Source organism: Hymenobacter caeli (genome assembly GCF_013294115.1).
In the GTDB taxonomy this organism is placed as follows: Bacteria; Bacteroidota; Bacteroidia; order Cytophagales; family Hymenobacteraceae; genus Hymenobacter; species Hymenobacter caeli.
The window spans coordinates 109,274-125,993 of record NZ_JABSNP010000014.1 but is presented as its reverse complement, the minus strand read 5'-3'; the positions used below and the strand labels follow the sequence as shown (position 1 = coordinate 125,993).

At 68.7% G+C, this 16,720-nt stretch carries 16 protein-coding genes; 6 read left to right on the top strand and 10 right to left on the bottom strand.

What is annotated here, in order from left to right; genetic code table 11:
* Nucleotides 1–22 precede the first annotated feature (22 nt).
* The 3 genes from HNP98_RS14965 to HNP98_RS14955 all read right to left on the bottom strand — a co-directional run bounded on the left by HNP98_RS14965 (nt 23) and on the right by HNP98_RS14955 (nt 4,660).
* The gene (locus HNP98_RS14965) at nt 23–943 is read right to left on the bottom strand and encodes a universal stress protein (protein ID WP_173810969.1); all 921 of its coding nucleotides are present in this window, start codon (nt 941–943) and stop codon (nt 23–25) included.
* 132 nt (nt 944–1,075) lie between these two features.
* Entirely contained in the window at nt 1,076–1,915 is an 840-nt protein-coding gene (locus tag HNP98_RS14960; RefSeq protein ID WP_173810968.1) for a universal stress protein, read from the bottom strand.
* 69 nt (nt 1,916–1,984) lie between these two features.
* On the bottom strand, nt 1,985–4,660 hold the full coding sequence (locus HNP98_RS14955) for a cation-translocating P-type ATPase (protein WP_173810967.1): 2,676 nt from the start codon (nt 4,658–4,660) through the stop codon (nt 1,985–1,987).
* 290 nt (nt 4,661–4,950) lie between these two features.
* Between HNP98_RS14955 and HNP98_RS22005 the strand changes: the two genes are divergently transcribed.
* Complete coding sequence (locus HNP98_RS22005; RefSeq protein WP_246275150.1) at nt 4,951–5,280, top strand: CsbD family protein; 330 nt, start codon at nt 4,951–4,953, stop codon at nt 5,278–5,280.
* A 129-nt stretch (nt 5,281–5,409) separates the two neighbouring features.
* Here HNP98_RS22005 and HNP98_RS14945 read toward each other — a convergent pair whose 3' ends face one another.
* The 6 genes from HNP98_RS14945 to HNP98_RS14920 all read right to left on the bottom strand — a co-directional run bounded on the left by HNP98_RS14945 (nt 5,410) and on the right by HNP98_RS14920 (nt 9,419).
* The gene (locus tag HNP98_RS14945; protein ID WP_173810966.1) at nt 5,410–5,748 is read right to left on the bottom strand and encodes a hypothetical protein; all 339 of its coding nucleotides are present in this window, start codon (nt 5,746–5,748) and stop codon (nt 5,410–5,412) included.
* Nucleotides 5,745–6,437, bottom strand: coding sequence for a class I fructose-bisphosphate aldolase (locus HNP98_RS14940; protein WP_217425786.1), 693 nt, complete (start codon nt 6,435–6,437; stop codon nt 5,745–5,747). The genes HNP98_RS14945 and HNP98_RS14940 overlap by 4 nt, the downstream gene beginning before the upstream one ends.
* Before the next feature lie 49 nt (nt 6,438–6,486).
* Nucleotides 6,487–7,317 carry a universal stress protein gene (locus tag HNP98_RS14935; RefSeq protein ID WP_173810965.1) on the bottom strand — a complete coding sequence of 277 codons (831 nt, stop codon included), beginning with the start codon at nt 7,315–7,317 and terminating at the stop codon, nt 6,487–6,489.
* Between the two features lie 30 nt (nt 7,318–7,347).
* On the bottom strand, nt 7,348–7,545 hold the full coding sequence (locus tag HNP98_RS14930; protein ID WP_173810964.1) for a hypothetical protein: 198 nt from the start codon (nt 7,543–7,545) through the stop codon (nt 7,348–7,350).
* A 36-nt stretch (nt 7,546–7,581) separates the two neighbouring features.
* Nucleotides 7,582–9,012 carry a BON domain-containing protein gene (locus HNP98_RS14925; protein WP_173810963.1) on the bottom strand — a complete coding sequence of 477 codons (1,431 nt, stop codon included), beginning with the start codon at nt 9,010–9,012 and terminating at the stop codon, nt 7,582–7,584.
* 149 nt (nt 9,013–9,161) lie between these two features.
* Nucleotides 9,162–9,419, bottom strand: a complete 258-nt coding sequence (locus HNP98_RS14920; RefSeq protein ID WP_173810962.1) for a Rossmann-fold NAD(P)-binding domain-containing protein — start codon at nt 9,417–9,419, stop codon at nt 9,162–9,164.
* A 126-nt stretch (nt 9,420–9,545) separates the two neighbouring features.
* On the opposite strand from HNP98_RS14920, the gene HNP98_RS14915 reads away from it, so the two are divergent.
* The 3 genes from HNP98_RS14915 (at nt 9,546) to HNP98_RS14905 (ending at nt 15,329) form a co-directional block, all read left to right on the top strand.
* The gene (locus tag HNP98_RS14915; protein WP_173810961.1) at nt 9,546–11,705 is read left to right on the top strand and encodes a glycoside hydrolase family 97 protein; all 2,160 of its coding nucleotides are present in this window, start codon (nt 9,546–9,548) and stop codon (nt 11,703–11,705) included.
* A 331-nt stretch (nt 11,706–12,036) separates the two neighbouring features.
* Nucleotides 12,037–14,499 (top strand): TonB-dependent receptor domain-containing protein, encoded by a 2,463-nt coding sequence (locus tag HNP98_RS14910; RefSeq protein WP_173810960.1) that lies wholly within the window; start codon nt 12,037–12,039, stop codon nt 14,497–14,499.
* Nucleotides 14,500–14,810: 311 nt separating this feature from the next.
* Nucleotides 14,811–15,329 (top strand): fasciclin domain-containing protein, encoded by a 519-nt coding sequence (locus HNP98_RS14905; protein ID WP_246275153.1) that lies wholly within the window; start codon nt 14,811–14,813, stop codon nt 15,327–15,329.
* 77 nt (nt 15,330–15,406) lie between these two features.
* Here HNP98_RS14905 and HNP98_RS14900 read toward each other — a convergent pair whose 3' ends face one another.
* Nucleotides 15,407–15,685 (bottom strand): GNAT family N-acetyltransferase, encoded by a 279-nt coding sequence (locus HNP98_RS14900; RefSeq protein ID WP_173810958.1) that lies wholly within the window; start codon nt 15,683–15,685, stop codon nt 15,407–15,409.
* Nucleotides 15,686–15,827: 142 nt separating this feature from the next.
* Here HNP98_RS14900 and HNP98_RS14895 point away from each other — a divergent pair, with 142 nt between their 5' ends.
* Both HNP98_RS14895 and HNP98_RS14890 read left to right on the top strand, forming a co-directional pair.
* The gene (locus HNP98_RS14895) at nt 15,828–16,283 is read left to right on the top strand and encodes a hypothetical protein (protein WP_173810957.1); all 456 of its coding nucleotides are present in this window, start codon (nt 15,828–15,830) and stop codon (nt 16,281–16,283) included.
* A 45-nt stretch (nt 16,284–16,328) separates the two neighbouring features.
* The gene (locus HNP98_RS14890) at nt 16,329–16,622 is read left to right on the top strand and encodes a hypothetical protein (RefSeq protein WP_173810956.1); all 294 of its coding nucleotides are present in this window, start codon (nt 16,329–16,331) and stop codon (nt 16,620–16,622) included.
* The last annotated feature ends 98 nt before the right edge of the window (nt 16,623–16,720 follow it).

Sequence of the window (16,720 nt, the reverse complement as noted above, 5' to 3'; positions counted from 1 at the left end):
TAAAGGATGGGCCGGCGCGCCCTCAAGCCGCCGGGGCCAGGCCGGCGAGCAGGCCGCTGGCGTACTGCGCCGCGGTGGCGGTGTGGTCCGGCGGGCCGGGGGCGGGCCGCACCTCGGCGGCCGTGGGCAGCACCAGCACCGGCACGGGGCAGTCGGCCAGCAGCCGCGCCGTCACGCTGCGGTGGAACAGCTCGCCCCAGTAGCTGCGCTGGCGGGCGAACACCACCACCAGGTCGGCCTGCGTGTCCTGCACGGCGGCCAGCACGCCGGCTTCGTAGTCGTCGCGGGCGTAGCCCCGCAGCTCGGGGATGGGCAGCCCGTCCACCAGGCCGCTGGCTTGCACGGCCCGCAGGGCGGCGGCGCAGCCGGTATCGTCCTCCACCCCATCCGACACGTGGGCCACGACCAGCGCGGTGCCGGGCCGCGCGAGCAGGTCGCGCAGGGCCCCGGCGGCCGGGGCCAGGGCGAACGGCTCGCGGTCGGCGGCGATGAGGACGCGGCGCGGGGGCTGGTCGGCCGGGGCCCCGGCGGGCACCACCAGCAGCGCGTGCTGCCCGGCCCGCAGCAGCTCGGCGCAGTCGGCCACCACGCTGGCGGCGGGGCGGGCGGGGTCGGGCTGGCTGAGCACGAACAGGGCCGGGTGGTGCCGGGCGGCCACGTCGCGGGCCACTTCGGGCAGCAAGTCGGTGGTGACGAGCACGGTGGCGGGGGTGCGCAGCGCGGCCGCCTGCCGGTGCAGGGCCGCCGTGGTGTCGGTTTCGGTGGCCAGCTCGTCCTGGCGGTAGCGCTCCCCCACTATCTTGTAGGGGTCGTAAAGCGCGGCGCGGTTGACGTGCAGCAGCACCAGGGGCCCGTGCAGGGCCTGGGCGAGGGTGTCGGCGTAGCGCTCGGCGTGGCGAGCAGCGGGGTAGAAACCGGCAAAAACAACGAGGGTGAGGGGCATGATCGGGTGGAAAAAAAGTGAGAGGCGGCGGCCAGGACCTAGCCAACTAGGCACTATTGCAGAACGGAGTGGCACTTTATTTAAGTAACGGGCGGGAACGGAGCACCACTCCGTTCTACCGGTGGCGGGGCCCTACGCCCCGGTGGGCGCCGAGAGCAGCAGCACGGGCACCGGGGTGCGGCGCAGCACCTGGGCGATGACGCTGCCGTTGAAGAGCTTGTGCACCCAGCCGTGGCCCTGGTCGAGCAGCACCAGCACGTCGGCTTCCACTTCGGCCACGGCTTGCAGGATGCCCGCGGCCGTCGATTCGTGCACTACCTGGTGCAGGGCGCTGCGGGGCAGGGCGGCCGCCAGCCCGCACTGCTGGGCCGCGTGCAGGCCGTTCCAGCCGGCGGCGGGGGCCCCGGGGGGCCGCACGTTTACCACGGCCACGTCGCAGCCCAGCGCGTCGAAGAGCGGGGCCAGGGCCCGCGCCTGGGGTGCAAGGGCGAAAGGCCGGTCTTCGGTGGCCAGGGCCAGGCGGCGGGGCGGGTGCCGGGCCGCGGCGGGCAGGTGCTCGGGCACCAGCAGCAGGGGGTAGCCGGTGTCGTGGGCCAGGGGCAGGGCGCGGTTGCTCAGCCACTCGTCGAGCAGGCCGTGGGTGGCCGAGAGGCCGGCCACCACCAGTAGGGGGCGGTGCTGGGCCAGGGCCCCGGTCACGGCGTCGTACCAGTCGGTTTCGACCAGCTCGGCGGTGGCGGGCACGGGCAGCGCGGCGGCCACCCGCGCCAGCGAGTCGCGGGTTTCGCGCACGTAGCCCGGGTCCATCACGGGCAGCAGCACGCCGTATTCCGCCGCGGTAACGGGCACCGGAAAGCACACGTGCACCAGGTGCAGCACGGCCCCCAGCGGGGCGGCCAGCGCGGCGGCGTAGGCCCGGGCCCGCTCCCCGGCAAGCGAAAAGTCGGTGAGGACGACGAAGTTGGGTTTCATGGAAAAGTGGCTGAAGATGAAAAATTTATCGACTGGTGGCCCGCGCCGGAGTGGTCCGGCGAAGGCACTTCAGGCCTCTACCAGGTGGGCTGGTTCGGCCACCGGCTGCTGGGCGGGGGGCCCCGGCGCGGGCAAGGGCGAAGCCTCTGGCGCGGGCGGCGGCACCGCGGGGCCCGGCGCGCGCCGGCGCAACCACCACTTTTGCGCCTCCACGGCCCAAAACACCCCGCTCGACGCGGCCAGCACCAGGCCCAACTCGCCTCCGCTCAGGGGCTGGGTGCTGAGCAGGCGGTTTAGAAAAGGCAGGTAGATGGCCAGCAGCTGCAAGCCCACGGTTATGCCCACGGCCGCCAGCAAGGGCTTGTTGGACCGCAGGCCCAGGCGGAAAATGGACGCGCGCCCCGACCGCACGGCCAGGGCCAGGCCCAGCTCGCTGAAGCAGAGCACGCTAAAGGTTACCGTCTGCCAGTGCGCGTCGCCGTCGCGCCGGGCCCAGGCCTGCGTGCCGATGGTGAGGGCCCCCAGCAGGGCCCCTACGGCGAGGACGAACCAGCCCAGGCCGTCGGCGAAAATGGTTTGGCGCGGGTCGATGGGCGGGCGCTGCATGGCGTCGGCCTCGGCGGGCTCGTAGGCCAGGGCCAGGCCGGGCAGGCCGTCGGTTATCAGGTTGACCCACAGGATGTGGATGGCCAGCAGCGGCACCGGCAGCCCCAGCACCGGGGCCACCGAAATGGCCACGATTTCGCCCACGCTGCCCGCCAGCAGGTAGCGGATGAACTTGCGGATGTTGTCGAACACCCGCCGCCCCTCCCGCACGGCCTGCACGATGGTGGCGAAGTTGTCGTCGAGCAAAATCAGGGACGCCGCCTCCTTGGCCACCTCCGTGCCGGTGATGCCCATGGCCACGCCGATGTCGGCGTTTTTGAGGGCCGGCGCGTCGTTCACCCCGTCGCCGGTCATGGCCACGAACTGGTGTTTATCTTGCAAAGCCTTGATGATGCGCAGCTTCTGGGCCGGGTCCACGCGGGCGTACACCCGCACGCTTTCCACCACGGCGGCAAAGGCCGCATCGTCGAGCCGGGCCAGCTCGGGGCCCGTGAGCACCTGCTCGCCGGGGGCCGCGAGGATGCCCAGCTGGGCGGCAATGGCCTGGCCGGTGAGCTTGTGGTCGCCGGTAATCATCACGCACTTGATGCCGGCGGCCCGGCACGCGGCCACGGCCTGGCGGGCCGCCGCGCGGGGCGGGTCCAGCATGCCGGCGAAGCCCAGGAAGGCAAGGCCGGTTTCGACGGCGGCGGGCGTAGGGTCGGCGGGCAGCGCGGGCAGTAGCCGGGCGGCGTAGGCCAGCACCCGGTAGCCCCGGCCGGCCAGCGCGTCCACGCGCCGCGCCAGGTCGGGCACCGCGCCCTGCTGGTCGGCGGCGAGTTTTTCAAACAAAACGCCCGCGGCCCCTTTCGTCACCACCAGCACGCCGGCGGCGGTTTGGTGCAGCGTGCTCATGCACTTGCGCTCGGCGTCGAAGGGCAGCTCGGCCACGCGCGGCAACCGGGCTTCGAGGGCCGGGCGGGCGTAGGCGTGGTCGGCGGCGTAGCGGGCCAGCGCCACCTCGGTCGAGTCGCCCACCCACTGGCCGTCGTCGCCCCGGGCCGCGTCGTTGTTGAGGGCCATGGCCGCCAGCAGCGCGTTGCTTTCGCCGAAGGCGGGCAGGGCCGCGCCGGGCGCTTCGTACACGTCCTGCACCGTCATCCGGTTGAGGGTGAGCGTGCCCGTTTTGTCGGTGCAGATGTAGGTAACCGAGCCCAGCGTTTCCACGGCGGGCAGCTTGCGCACCAGGGCGTGGTGGCGCACCAGCCGCGTGGCCCCCAGGGCCAGGGCCACCGTCACGAGGGCCGGCAGGGCCTCGGGCAGCGCCGCGATGGCCAGCGACACCGCCACCAGCAGCAGCCCGCGCAGGGGCTCGCCCCGCCCCCAGCCCAGCAGGAAGTACAGGGCCCCCGCCGCCAGCGCCGCCGCCGACAAGCGCGTGCCCAGCGTGGCCAGCCGCTTTTGCAGCGGGGTCGTCACCGCCGCGGTTTGGACAAGGGCGGCGATTTTGCCCAGCTCGGTGCCCATGCCGGTGGCCACCACGTAGGCCGTGGCCCGCCCGTTGGTGACGAACGTGCCGCGGTAGCCCAGGTTGCGGCGGTCGCCGAGGGGGTAATTACCGGGCGGCAGCGGGGCGGCGTTTTTCTCCACGTTGGCCGACTCGCCGGTCAGCGACGATTCGTCCACTTTCAGGGCGTGGGTTTCGAGGAAGCGCACGTCGGCGGGGATGACGTTGCCGGCTTCGAGCAGCAGCACGTCGCCGGGCACCAGGTCGGCGGCGGCAATGGTTTGGGGCGGGCCGCCGCGCCGCACCTGCGCCTGCTGGGCGGCCATTTTTTGCAGGGCGGCCAGGGCTTTGTCGGCCCGGTATTCCTGCCCGAAGCCCACGGCGGCGTTCAGCCCCACGATGGCCAGGATGACGTAGGCCGAATTGACTTCGCCCACCAGCACCGACACGCCGGCCGCCCCCAGCAGCACCAGCACCATCACGTCGGTGAGCTGGTGGAGCAGCAGCCGCCACCCCGATTTCTGCCCGGTGGCCACCAGCACGTTGGGGCCGTGCGCGGCCAGGCGCTGCCGGGCCACGGCGGCGGAAAGGCCGGCGGGCGAGGTGTGCAGCTCGTGGGCGACTTCCGCCACTGGCACCAAGTAGTAATCCATAAAATGATTGACTGTTGCCGCGGAAAGGCCGCGGGACGCGGCTCCGAAGCCTGTGTCTTCCGCCTAAAAGAGCGGGTAGCCGCAAGCGCTTCGGAAAGGCCGTTGCCCCGCAAGGTTCCGGCAAGCGCCCCGGCCAGTCCATGACGAACGTCATCCGTTGGCCTGATGCTAGTCAGGGCCGCGCGGCGGGCGGCGGCGGAACCTTTGCCAACCCCTGCCACCCAGCAGCACCGCTGGCCAGCGGCGGCCTCCCCCCATTTTTTTACTTGCCTCCCTTTTACTTGCCTCCCATGACAGCCGAAACGCCCAAAAACAAGACCGGTAAAGTCTTCCTTTCCCTCCTCGCCGGTGCCGGCGTGGGGGCCCTCGCCGGGGTCCTGCTCTACTCCGAGAAAGGCCTCGCGCGCCGCCGCAAATTCCGCAACCTGCGCGTAGACCACCGCCTGCACCTGCGCGGCGACTGGGACCAGCTCAAAGGCAAGCTGCAACACAAATACACCCAGCTCACGGACGACGACCTGGCCTACGTGGAAGGCAAGGGCCACGAGCTGGTGGGCCGCCTGCAAGCCAAGCTCGGCAAGCGCAAGCGCCAAATCGTCAAGCTGCTGAACGCGCTGTAAATCATTGGTTAGCAGATGCATAACGCGCCCCCCGCCGGGCGGCAGTACCGGACCAGACGGGTCCGGCTGCCGCCCCACGGGGGGCGCGTTATGTGCTTATCCTGCACGCTGGCCGGTGGCGGGTACCACTCAGGTGACCAAGCGGTAAACCACCAGCCCAACCCCGACGGCGTAGAGAACGGTAAAGATCAGCTGGTTGTGCCGGGCCAGGCGGTTCGGCAGGAAAATATCAAAGTTGTCTTTGGTCGAATCGGAGTACCTCCGGGCCAGCACCGTCAACGGGCAATGCCGGTCGAAGAGCGCCAGAACGAGGCCTTCCCCCGCAACCAGGCCCGTGGCCACCCCGGTGTAAAGGGTCAGCCGGTCGGCCAGGCCACTGTATAGAATATAAACAATAGCGGCGACGAAAAAAGCCCATACCGCCGTGTGCAGTAGCTTGATTAGCAACAGCTTCCGGGCGCTGCTCATGGGTGGGCCGCTACGCCGGGCAGCTGCCCGGCCCCCACTGCCGCCCGGTTGCTCGCCACCCGGTGCAGCAGCGCCCGCTGGGCGGCGGCCACGTTGGCGGCCTGCCCGGCCCAGGTTTCCAGCGCCGGCTGGTGCCGGGCCCGGGCCCGGCCAATAGAGAACGTCAGGGCCCAGGGCAGCGGCCCGCCGCGCGCGCGCATGGCCGCCGGGTGGCGCGTGGCCTGCTCGGGCGACTGCCCGCCCGACAAAAACGCCACGCCCGGCACCGCGGCCGGCACCATGCGCCGCAGGCAGGCAAGCGTGGCGTCGGCTACCTGCGCCGTGGTGGGCTGCCTGGGGCAGTCGGGGCCGGCCGGCACCATGCCGGGCTTCAGCAGCAGGCCTTCCTGGGCCACGCCTTGGGTGCGCAGCTGGGCAAACACCTTGTGCACTTCCTCCGTCACGGCGGCGCAGCGGGCCAGGGAGTGGGGGCCGGCCGGGGCTCGTGGGCCGGCGATGGTTTCCGCCTCCCGGTGCACGGCCGGCTCCGCGGCAGCCGCCACCAGCTCGGGGTCCAGCAGCCCGGGGTACATCGCCAGGTGCAGCAGGGCCAGGCGGGCGGGCAGCGGGGCCCCCAGCACGGCCGCGTAGCGGGCGGTGTGTTCAGCCGATTTGGCTAGGTTGGCGGGCACCGGGATGGAGGGTTCCATAACGGAAGGGAACGAAAGACTTGGTGGATGAAGCTCCCTGTTGCCATCTTCAACCTTCTTCCTCGGCCGGCAGCACCAGCACCGGAATGGGGCTCGCGCGCAGCAGCCGGGCCGTCACGCTGTCGTGCAACAGCCCGCCCAGCCAGCCGTGGGGCCGGGCCACCACCACCAGCAGGTCGGCCTGCTGGCGCGACGCTTCGGCCAGGGCGCCGTCCACCACCGTGGGTTGGTACACTTGGTAAAGACTTTCGTCGCCCACGGCGTCTACCAGGTCGTTGGCCCGCACCGTGCCCAACACGGCGGCCACGTCGGGCGTGGCCGCGCCGTCGGTGAGCACCTGCACCACGCCCAGCGTGCCCCCGGTGGCCTGCAGAAGCCGGCGCACCAGGTCCTGGTGCGGGCGCAGGCCAAACGGCTGGCCGTCGACGAGCAGCAGCAGGCGGCGGGGCGGAAAGGCGTCCCAGCCGGCGCCCGGCACCAGCAGCAGCGGGTAAGGCACGCGGCGCAGCAGGTTCATCGCCGTGCCAACCACGAGTTCTTCGGGGGCGATGAGCGGGTCGGGCCGGCCCAGCACCAGCAGCAGCGGGTGGCGGTGCCGCACGGCTTCGCGCACGGCGGCGGGCAGCGCGTCGTCCGAAATGTCCACTTCGGTGGGCACGGGCTGGTCGGTAGCCAGCTGTTGCAGGGCGAAGGCCGTTTTTTGCTCGCCCCGCCACGTGTGGTAGCTGTCGCCGTATTCAGCGGGGGCCAGCAGGTTGTCGTGGCGCACGTGCAACAGCACCAGTTGGGCGTGCAAAGGCACGGCCAGCCCCGCCGCGTACGAAAGGGCGCGGTTCGGGACGGCGTAAAAATCGGTCAACACAACGAGCGACGGGGTCATGGTAGCAGAGGTTAAATGAGAAGGTGGCCGCTACGGGCCGGGGCGAACCGGCGGCCGCTCGGTGTTTGCGGCTTCTGGGTCGACTGGTTCGGCGGCCGGCGGGCCGGCCGCGTCGGGCAGCCAGTTGTGCGACATCGTGGCGTCGGCGTCGCGCTCGGTCCGCCGCGCCTCGGCGCTGGCCGCCCCCCGCCGGCCCGTAGAGCGGGGCCGGGAAGGAAAAGTGTCCAAAGGAAATTTCATCGGTGGCGGGGCTAAGCAGCGGCGTTACAATTCATGTTCTGCCGCCACCAGCAACTCATTGTCCACGTAACGGGCCCCGGCGCGGTAGGCGTCGGCGGCGGCCTGCCCGCGGTCGAGCCAGGTGTCCACCAGGCCGGTGAGGGTGGCGCGGCCCTGCTCGGCCAGCACTTCCACCGCCTGGTTGTGCAAGCTGGCCGACCAGAAGTACCGCGCGCGGATGCGCTCGGCCAGGGCAAAGTCGGCGTTGGGCTGCGGGGCGTAGGCTTGGAAGCCGTCGAAACCGGGGCTGGCGGCTACGGTTACCCAGTTGGCCAGGTCGGCCACGCCGTTTACCCCCGCCGCCACGGCGCCGGCCTGCCGCTGCTCGAAGTGGCTGCCCACCTGCCCGTAGAGCGAGGCCTTGCCGTTGCGCACGCGCACACTGAAGTCGAAAAAGCCCAGGTACGGGTCGCGGGCCAGCGCCGCCTTGATGGTTTGGGTAACGTCGTCGTCGGGAATAAAACGGGCGGTGCGCACCTTCAGCAGGTTCTGCACGTCCCACACGCCCACCACGGCGCGGGCGTCGCGCTCGGCGTCCTGCTTGGCCCGCAGGTTGCCCACGGCCCCGCTCAGCGTCACGGTGCCGTTGTGCACCAAAATGATGGGCTGGTAGGAGAGCACCCGCGGGTCGTAGAGGAACGTGGCCCGCACCGCCGCGGCAATGTCCTCGTCGGAGCGGTCGGCGTACTTGGTGCGCCGCAGTTCCGGGCTCAGCGCCCAGTAGGCCACGAACAGGTCGCGGGCGTCCACGCGGGCCGCGCCGGCCCGGTAGGCGGTGGTCACCACCTGCGCCTTTTCGGCCGCCGAGCCCACCGTGCCCGACAGGTGCACCACCCGGTCATCGGTCCGCACCTCGACCAGGGCGCTGTGCACGCGGATGTCCCAGTCCAGCAGCTCGCGGATTTGGGTCGTGATTTCCTCGTCCGAGTTCTGAAGTTCGCCCCAGCGAATCACCAGTTCGTCGGCGGCGAGGCGGCGCACGCCCCGTACCCCGCGCAACACGCGCAGCACCAAGGCCTTTTCGGCCCACGACTGCACCGTGCCGGCGGCCGTAATTACGCCGTCGGCGGCCGTGCAGTGGACGTTGTAGCCGCTGGCGGCGGGGTCGTCGGCCAGAGCCGCGGCCACGGAGCGCTGCAATTCCTCGTCGGGGACATCCGGCGTGCTGATGATTAGTTCGTTCACCACGCCGCGCACGCCGCGCACGAGCAGGGCAATTTCCTCGGCCCGCTCGCGGGCGAGCAGGTTGTCGGCGATGCCGGTCAGCAACACAATGCCGTCGTGGGTGGCCACGTCTATCAGGTGCGTCGAAACGCCCTTCTTGGTCAGAAAAAACAGTTCGACGGCGGCCATGATGTCGGCATCCGTCACGCGTTCCGCCGTAGCGGGCTGGACGTCATAATCGAGGGGCTGCATGGCTGGAAAGGAAAAAGTTTTTGGGCGAAAGGGTACGCTGCCCGGGGCCCAACTGGCCCGGGTAGACCGGTTGAGAAATGCTACCGTAAAAGTCACCTCCTTCCGGCGCCAATACTTTGACGATGATTACCTTAAATAGATGATTTTTATCATCCCAGCGGCCAGGCGCAGGACCAGCCGGTGGCGCGCACCAGCACGTAGCGCACCCCGTGCGCCCAGAACTGCGCCGGCACGGGGCCCAACGCGTCGTCGGGCCCGAACACACTGGCTGCCCGGGCTCCTTGCGCCGGGGGCGCGGTGAGAGTGGCCAGGGCCACCTCGTAAAATTGCAGCCGGTGCCGGACTGCGTTGGCTTGCTTCAAAAAATAGCGCTCAAACGCCAGGGTGCTAGGCACGGTCGTGTTCATGGGAAGCAGGAAAAAAGCCGCTGGGCCCCGGCGGGGCGCTGCCAAAAGCTGGTAGTTTTGCCCCCGTGGGGCCCACCCGGCGCGTGGCCGGGTGGCGGCTCCATTGATCCTAGTTCTTCCCCTCCCATGCAGCAACTTTCCTCTTTGCGCGCCTTGCCGCCGGTTCTTTCTTTCCGCTGGGTGCTGGCGGTGTGTTGGCTGTGCTTGCTGGGGCAGCGGGCGGCGGCCGAAGAGATTAAGTCGCCCAACGCCAACCTCACGCTCACCTTTGCTTTGCAGGCGGGCGGCGTGCCCACCTACAGCCTCGCCTACAAGGGGCGCGCCGTCATCAAGCCCAGCCGGCTGGGCCTGGAGCTGAAGGAGGGCCCCGGGCTGGCCGACGGCTTTGCCGTGGCCGACGCCAAAACCACCGCCTTCGACCAGAGCTGGCAGCCGGTCTGGGGCGAAGTGAAAACCATTCGCAACCACTACAACGAGCTGACCGTCACCCTCAACCAGACCGCCACCAAGCGCGTGCTGGTGCTGCACTTCCGGGTGTTCGACGACGGGCTGGGGTTCCGCTACGAGTTTCCGCGGCAGCCCGCGCTGGCGTACTTCGTGGTGAAGGAGGAGCGCACGCAGTTTGCGCTGGCCGGCGACCACAAGGCCTTCTGGCTGCCCGGCGACTACGACACCCAGGAGTACAGCACCACCACCTCGAAGCTGTCGGAGGTGCGCGGCCTGATGAAAGCGGCCGTGACGCCCAACGCCTCGCAAACCACGTTTTCGCCCACCGGGCTGCAAACACCGCTCATGCTCAAGAGCCAGGACGGCCTGTACATCAATATCCACGAGGCGGCGCTTATCGATTATTCCACCCTGTCGCTGGAGCTGGACGACAAGAACTTCGTGCTCGCGGCCCACCTCACGCCCGACGCCCTCGGCGACAAGGGCCACCTGCAAACGCCCTGCCTGTCGCCCTGGCGCACGGTCATCGTCAGCGACCGGGCCGGCGACATCCTGGAGTCGAAGCTGGTGCTCAACCTCAACGAGCCCACCAAGTACCCGGACACCAGCTGGATCAAGCCCACCAAGTACGTGGGCGTGTGGTGGGAGATGATAACGGGCAAGAGCACCTGGGCCTACACCAGCGGCGGCAACATCAAGCTCGATTCCATCGACTATGCCAAGCTGAAGCCCAACGGCACCCACGCCGCCAACACGGCCCACGTGAAGGAATACATCGACTTCGCCGCCCAGCACCACCTCGACGCCGTGCTGGTGGAGGGCTGGAACATCGGCTGGGAAGACTGGTTCGGCCAGAGCAAGGACTACGTGTTCGATTTCGTGACGCCGTACCCCGACTTCGACGTGGCGGAGCTGCACCGCTACGCGGCCGGCAAGGGCATCAAAATCATCATGCACCACGAAACCAGCGGCTCGGTGCGCAACTACGAGCGGCACCTGGAAAAAGCCTACCAGTTCATGAACGACAACGGCTACACCGCCGTGAAGAGCGGCTACGTGGGCGACATCCTGCCCCGCGGCGAGCACCACTACGGGCAGTGGCTCAACAACCACTACCTCTACGCCATCACGGAGGCCGCCCGGCACCACCTCATGGTGAATGCCCACGAGGCCGTGCGCCCCACCGGCCTGGCCCGCACCTACCCCAACCTGATTGGCAACGAGGCCGCCCGGGGCACCGAGTACGAGGCCTTCGGGGGCAACAACGTGGACCACACCACCATCCTGCCCTTCACCCGCCTCATCGGGGGGCCGATGGACTACACGCCGGGCATTTTTCAGACCCGCGTCAGCGCCTACAACCCCGCCAATACGTCGTTCGTGCACAGCACCCTGGCCCGGCAGCTGGCCCTGTACGTGACCATGTACAGCCCGCTGCAAATGGCGGCCGACCTGCCCGAAACCTACAACAAGTTCCTCGACGCCTTCCAGTTCATCGAGGACGTGGCCGTGGATTGGGACGACTCCAAAGTGCTCGAAGCCGAGCCCGGCGACTACATCACCATCGCCCGCAAGGCCAAGGGCCGCAGCAGCTGGTTCGTGGGCAGCACCTGCGACGAAAACGGCCGCACCTCCGCCATCAGCCTGCGCTTCCTCGACCCCGGCAAAAAGTACGTGGCCACGGTGTACGCCGACGCCAAAACCGCGCACTACGAAACCAACCCGCAGGCCTACACCATCCGCAAAGTCGCCGTCACGAACCGGTCGAAGCTGACCCAGTACTGCGCGCCGGGCGGCGGCTACGCCATCAGCATCGTGGAGGGCCCCGGGCAGCGCTAGGGGGCCGCTGCGAGTTGAGTTATCGAGGGAAACAGGCTTGTGGGTTAGCAGGAAAAGGCCGTCGTGTCGAAAAAGGCGGTCATGCCGAGCGCAGCCGAGGCATCTCGCGTGCAGCAGTAAATCAATCGTTCAACAGGGTTGATTACTACTGCACGCGAGATGCCTCGGCTGCGCTCGGCATGACGTTCTCACAAGCTCTTTACAAACGTTTGGACAGCTCCTACAAAAAGCCGACAGAAAGCCGCGCTAAAATTGCGGTTTTTAACGCGGAGAATGCGTGGGGCGGGCATGGACTCGCGGCCAGCCAGGCAGGCCATTGGAAGTTTATCGTATGCGGTTTTTTACTGATTATTTGAAGCGGGGCGGGGTAGCGGCGCTGTTTTTTTTCGTGGGCCTGGCCGGGGCCCGGGCCCAGACCGGCAGCGTGCGGGGCACCCTGCTCGACGCCGCCACCCAGCAGCCCGTGCCGTTTGCCGACGTGATACTGCGCCGCGCCGGGGCCGACTCGGCCCTGGTGGCGGGGGCCCAGACCACCGCAACCGGGGCCTTTGCTTTGGAGCGCCTGCCGCTGGGCGCCTACTCGCTGCGGGCCCTGGCCGTTGGCTACCGGCCGGCGCGGATGGCCGTGGCCCTGACGGCCGCCGCGCCCGCCTTGCAGCTGGGGCCCCTGCGGGTGCGGGCCGCGGCCACCCAGCTCAAGGGCGTGGTGGTGACGGCCGAGCGGCCCGCGGTGAGCAACAGCCTCGACAAGCTGGTCGTGGACGTGTCGAAAGACTTGACGGCCACGGGCGGCACGGCCATCGACGCGCTGCAAAACGTGCCCTCCGTGACGGTGGACCAGACCGGGGCCGTGAGCCTGCGGGGCTCGACCAACGTGCAGATTTTCGTGGACGGCAAGCCCACCAACACCACCCTGGACCAGATTCCGGCCAGCAGCATCCAGAGCATCGAAGTAGTCACCAACCCCTCGGCCCGCTACGATGCGGCGGGCTCGGCGGGCCTGCTCAACATCGTGCTGAAGAAGGACCGCCGCGACGGCCTCAACGGCCAGGCCGCCGTGAACGTGGGCACCCAGGACAAGTACAGCACCTCGCTGGGCCTCAACTACCACCGGGGCCGCCTCAACGCGTTTGGCTCGTACGATTTCCGGCAGGACCGCCGCACCAGCTACGGCACCCTCGACCAGACGACGACCTTCGCGCCCACCGACCCCGCCACCGGCCTGCCGGGGGCCCCGCAGACGCTGCTGCTGCACCAGGACCGCAGCGGCGTGGCCTACCAGACCTCGCACGCCGTGCGCCTGGGCCTCGACTTTGAGCTGACGCCCACCCAGACCCTGACGCTGGCCGTGCAGCCGCGCTTCAACCGGCAGGCGGGGGCCGACCAGCTGCTCTCGCGCCAGCAAAACACCGCCGACGGCCGCCCCGTGCTGCTGGGCACCAACGACCGCGCCAACACCAACCAGGGCCACAGCCGCTCGGCCGACGCGACCCTGGACTACCGCCGCACCTGGGGCGACGCGCAGCCCGGCCGCGAGCTGACGGCCAGCGCCACCTACGCCCCGGCGCAGAACGACAACGAAACCAGCGCGCGCATCCGCTACCTGCCCAACGACTCGGCCACCACCCAGCAGCAGCGGCCCACCAACCGCCTGCTCCAGGCCGCCGCGCAGGTCGATTACGTGCACCCGCTGGGCGAGAAGAGCCGCCTCGAAACCGGCCTGCGCAGCACCCTGAACCGCTACGACCTCGACTACTTTTTCCGCAGCGCCACGCCCCTGCGCTTCGACCCCTCGAACCGTTTCGTGTACACCCAGCACGTGCAGGCGGCCTACGCCACCTACGCCGGGGCCCGCGGCAAGCTCCGCTACCAGGGCGGGGTGCGCGCCGAGCTGACGAACCAGGCCGGCGACCAGCAAACCACCGGCGAGCAGTCGGCCCGCCACTACCTCGACCTGTTTCCGAGCGCGGTGCTGGCGTATGACTTTACCGCCGACCGGCAGGTGCGCCTGAGCTATTCGCGGCGCATCCAGCGGCCCGACGCGGGCGAGCTGAACCCCTTCCCCGACCGCTCCGACCAGCTCAACCTCGTGACCGGCAACCCCCTGCTGCTGCCCGAGTACGTGCAGGCCTTTGAGCTGGGCCACCAGCAAACCTTCGCCAGCGGGACTTCACTCAGCTTCAACGGGTTTTACCGGCTCGAATCCAACACCGCCCAGGGCTTCCGCCAGGTGATTACCGACCCGCTCACGGGCTACGTCGTGACCAACACCACCCGCCTGAACCTGGGCACCGAGTACACCGCCGGCCTGGAAGTGGTGGGGGCCACCGCCTTGACGTCGTTCTGGAAGCTGAACGGCAACGCCTCCACGTTCCGGCGCATCATCAAGGGCTCGGGGGCCGGCACGGCCATCAACACCAGCGCCCAGGTGTACACGGCCCGCCTGAACACGGTGCTTACGCCCGTGAAAAAGCTCGACCTGCAGCTGGCCCTCAACTACCGCTCGCCCGTCAACACGCCCCAGGGCCAGCGCCTGGCCTCGTTCAACGTGGACGCGGCGGCCAAGTACACCGTGCTGCACGAGCGGGGCACGATTACGCTGCGCGCCACCGACCTGTTCAACACGCTGCGCTTCGGCTTCGACACGTACAGCCCCGGCTTGACGGCCTTCAACCGGTTCAAGCGCGAGTCGCGCATCGGGTTCCTGGGTTTCAGCTACCGCTTCGGGCAGGCCCAGGCGGGCAAGCCCAAGAAGAACGAGCAGCCCGACGAGGCCGGCGGCGGGTTTGAATAGGCCCCCGGGGATTGGCCGGGTTCTTGTGAAGGGCCCCCGAACCCGGGCGGTAGCCGGCCGTATAGCCTTCGGCCGAACCCGTCCATTCCATCCCTTACCATTTCTTCAACCCACCTTTTTCGATGACTACCAAGCACTTCCTCGCCACCCTCGGCTTCGCTTTCGCCCTCAGCGCGCCGGCTTTTGCCCAAACCACCACCTCGGACGGCGGCGACAAAACCAAAACCGTGGAGGACGGCATGACCACCAAAACCAAGGTGGCCGACGACGGCAAAATGAAGGTGAAGGCCAAAACCGACGCCGGCGACCGGATGAAAGCCACCACCAAGCCCCGCAAAGGCGACATGGCCGGCATGGACATGGGCAAAGGCGTGATGGTGGGCGGGGCCATGATGACCCCCGACAAAGACATCGTGGACAACGCCGTGAACTCGCAGGACCACACCACCCTGGTGGCCGCCGTGAAAGCCGCCGGCCTGGTGGAAACGCTGAAAAGTACCGGCCCCTTCACCGTGTTCGCCCCCACCAACGAGGCCTTCAACAAGCTGCCCGCCGGCACGGTGGACAAGCTGGTGCAGCCCGACATGAAGGACAAGCTCACCACCATCCTCACCTACCACGTGGTGCCCGGCCGCCTTACCGCCGCCGACCTGAAAGACGGCCAGACGCTGACCACCGTGGAAGGCGAAACCCTAAAGGTGTCGAAAAAAGGCAAAAAAGTGATGCTGACCGACGCCAAAGGCGGCACGGCCACCGTTACCATCCCCAACATCATCGACTCGAACGGCGTGACCCACGTCATCGACGCGGTGCTGATGCCGACCAAGTAGGCTGCGGCTTGCCAAGCAATGAAAAGCCCCGCCGGAACCTACCGGCGGGGCTTTTTTGCGTTCGGTGGAGCCCTGATTCAGGCGGCCAGGATATCGACGTACTCGGCGCGGTGGCGCTGGACGAAACCGGCCATGAACTCGCACGAGGTGCGTGCTTTTAGGTGCTGGGCGCGGGCGTAGGCCAGGGCGGCGCGGGCCAGCTCGTCGGCCACGCCCTGGCCGCGCAGGGCCTCGTCGACGAAGGTGTGCACGAAGTCGATAATGTTGGCGGCGGGCAGCTCGTACACCAGTTCGCCGGTGTGGCCGGCCCGGGCAGTGGTGAAGCGGTGGGCGGCGGAGTCGTGGTGGATGGGCATGGGGACGGACTAAAGATTTGGGGATTGGGAGGAAAGCAGTGCCTATTGCCGGCCTTGGGGTGAACGGCCGCGGCCGGTTTGCGTAAGCAAGGGGGCGGCCCGCGCACCGGGCCCACCTTTCGCCTACTTACCCTTCGTTTATATGGATACGCAAAACAACAATCTTTCATCGGCCCCCGACCAGGAGGCCCGCGCCAAGGAAGCCCACCTCAACCCCAACGACCCGGCCAAGGACGCCGAGGCCGGCACGCCCGGCTACGGTGATTTTGGCAAGCCCACCGACGCCAACGCCCCGAAAGGCCGCAGCGGCTCGAACGACAACCCCGACGAGTTCAGCGCCATCCGCGACGAGGCCAAAGCCCAGGACCACCCCGACAACCGGGAGGACCAGCCCGGCCACGTCATGCAAAACCAGGCCACGGAGCTGGTGCGCGAAGTGCAGGCCAGCGGGGCCGAAGCCGAGGAGCTGGACGCCGCCTGGGCCAAAGACGACCCGCGCTACGCCGGCGGCGGCACGCACAACATGCGGACCGCCGGGGCCGACCCCAACCAGGCCAACCGCAACATCGCCGCCGCCGACCAGGCCGCCAGCAAGTAGGGCCCCGGCCCGCCGCGCTTTTTCATTTACCCTTTCCCGAACCCCATGTCCCCCACCACACCCGACGCCAACCACCAGGAGCAGCCCGAGGAAAACGGCCTTTCCACCCCCATGCTCGACGCCGCCACCTACGGCCAGCAGCTCGACAACAACAACTCGTCGGGCCAGGAAATGGCCGACGAGATGGACGACTCGCTGCGCAACGACGAGCAGGAAATGGCCGCCAGCAACCGCGTAAACGGCCAATTCGCGTCGGCGGACCCCGACGAGCTGCCCAAGCAGCTCACCGACCCCAGCGACCGGGCCTTTACGCTGCCCGAAGAGCAGGGCCCCAATTAGGCCCTGGTAGCGCAATGAGCAATGCAGAATGAGCAATTGAAAATGCCCGCCTGAATCACCAGGCGGGCATTTTCAATTGCTCATTCTGCATTGCTCAT

Bases quoted from the DNA above. Each gene is read 5' to 3' on its own strand.
- HNP98_RS14965 (WP_173810969.1), bottom strand. From the start codon at position 943: ATGCCCCTCACCCTCGTTGTTTTTGCCGGTTTCTACCCCGCTGCTCGC.
- HNP98_RS14960 (WP_173810968.1), bottom strand. From the start codon at position 1,915: ATGAAACCCAACTTCGTCGTCCTCACCGACTTTTCGCTTGCCGGGGAG.
- HNP98_RS14955 (WP_173810967.1), bottom strand. From the start codon at position 4,660: ATGGATTACTACTTGGTGCCAGTGGCGGAAGTCGCCCACGAGCTGCAC.
- HNP98_RS22005 (WP_246275150.1), top strand. From the start codon at position 4,951: ATGACAGCCGAAACGCCCAAAAACAAGACCGGTAAAGTCTTCCTTTCC.
- HNP98_RS14945 (WP_173810966.1), bottom strand. From the start codon at position 5,748: ATGAGCAGCGCCCGGAAGCTGTTGCTAATCAAGCTACTGCACACGGCG.
- HNP98_RS14940 (WP_217425786.1), bottom strand. From the start codon at position 6,437: ATGGAACCCTCCATCCCGGTGCCCGCCAACCTAGCCAAATCGGCTGAA.
- HNP98_RS14935 (WP_173810965.1), bottom strand. From the start codon at position 7,317: ATGACCCCGTCGCTCGTTGTGTTGACCGATTTTTACGCCGTCCCGAAC.
- HNP98_RS14925 (WP_173810963.1), bottom strand. From the start codon at position 9,012: ATGCAGCCCCTCGATTATGACGTCCAGCCCGCTACGGCGGAACGCGTG.
- HNP98_RS14920 (WP_173810962.1), bottom strand. From the start codon at position 9,419: ATGAACACGACCGTGCCTAGCACCCTGGCGTTTGAGCGCTATTTTTTG.
- HNP98_RS14915 (WP_173810961.1), top strand. From the start codon at position 9,546: ATGCAGCAACTTTCCTCTTTGCGCGCCTTGCCGCCGGTTCTTTCTTTC.
- HNP98_RS14910 (WP_173810960.1), top strand. From the start codon at position 12,037: ATGCGGTTTTTTACTGATTATTTGAAGCGGGGCGGGGTAGCGGCGCTG.
- HNP98_RS14905 (WP_246275153.1), top strand. From the start codon at position 14,811: ATGAAAGCCACCACCAAGCCCCGCAAAGGCGACATGGCCGGCATGGAC.
- HNP98_RS14900 (WP_173810958.1), bottom strand. From the start codon at position 15,685: ATGCCCATCCACCACGACTCCGCCGCCCACCGCTTCACCACTGCCCGG.
- HNP98_RS14895 (WP_173810957.1), top strand. From the start codon at position 15,828: ATGGATACGCAAAACAACAATCTTTCATCGGCCCCCGACCAGGAGGCC.
- HNP98_RS14890 (WP_173810956.1), top strand. From the start codon at position 16,329: ATGTCCCCCACCACACCCGACGCCAACCACCAGGAGCAGCCCGAGGAA.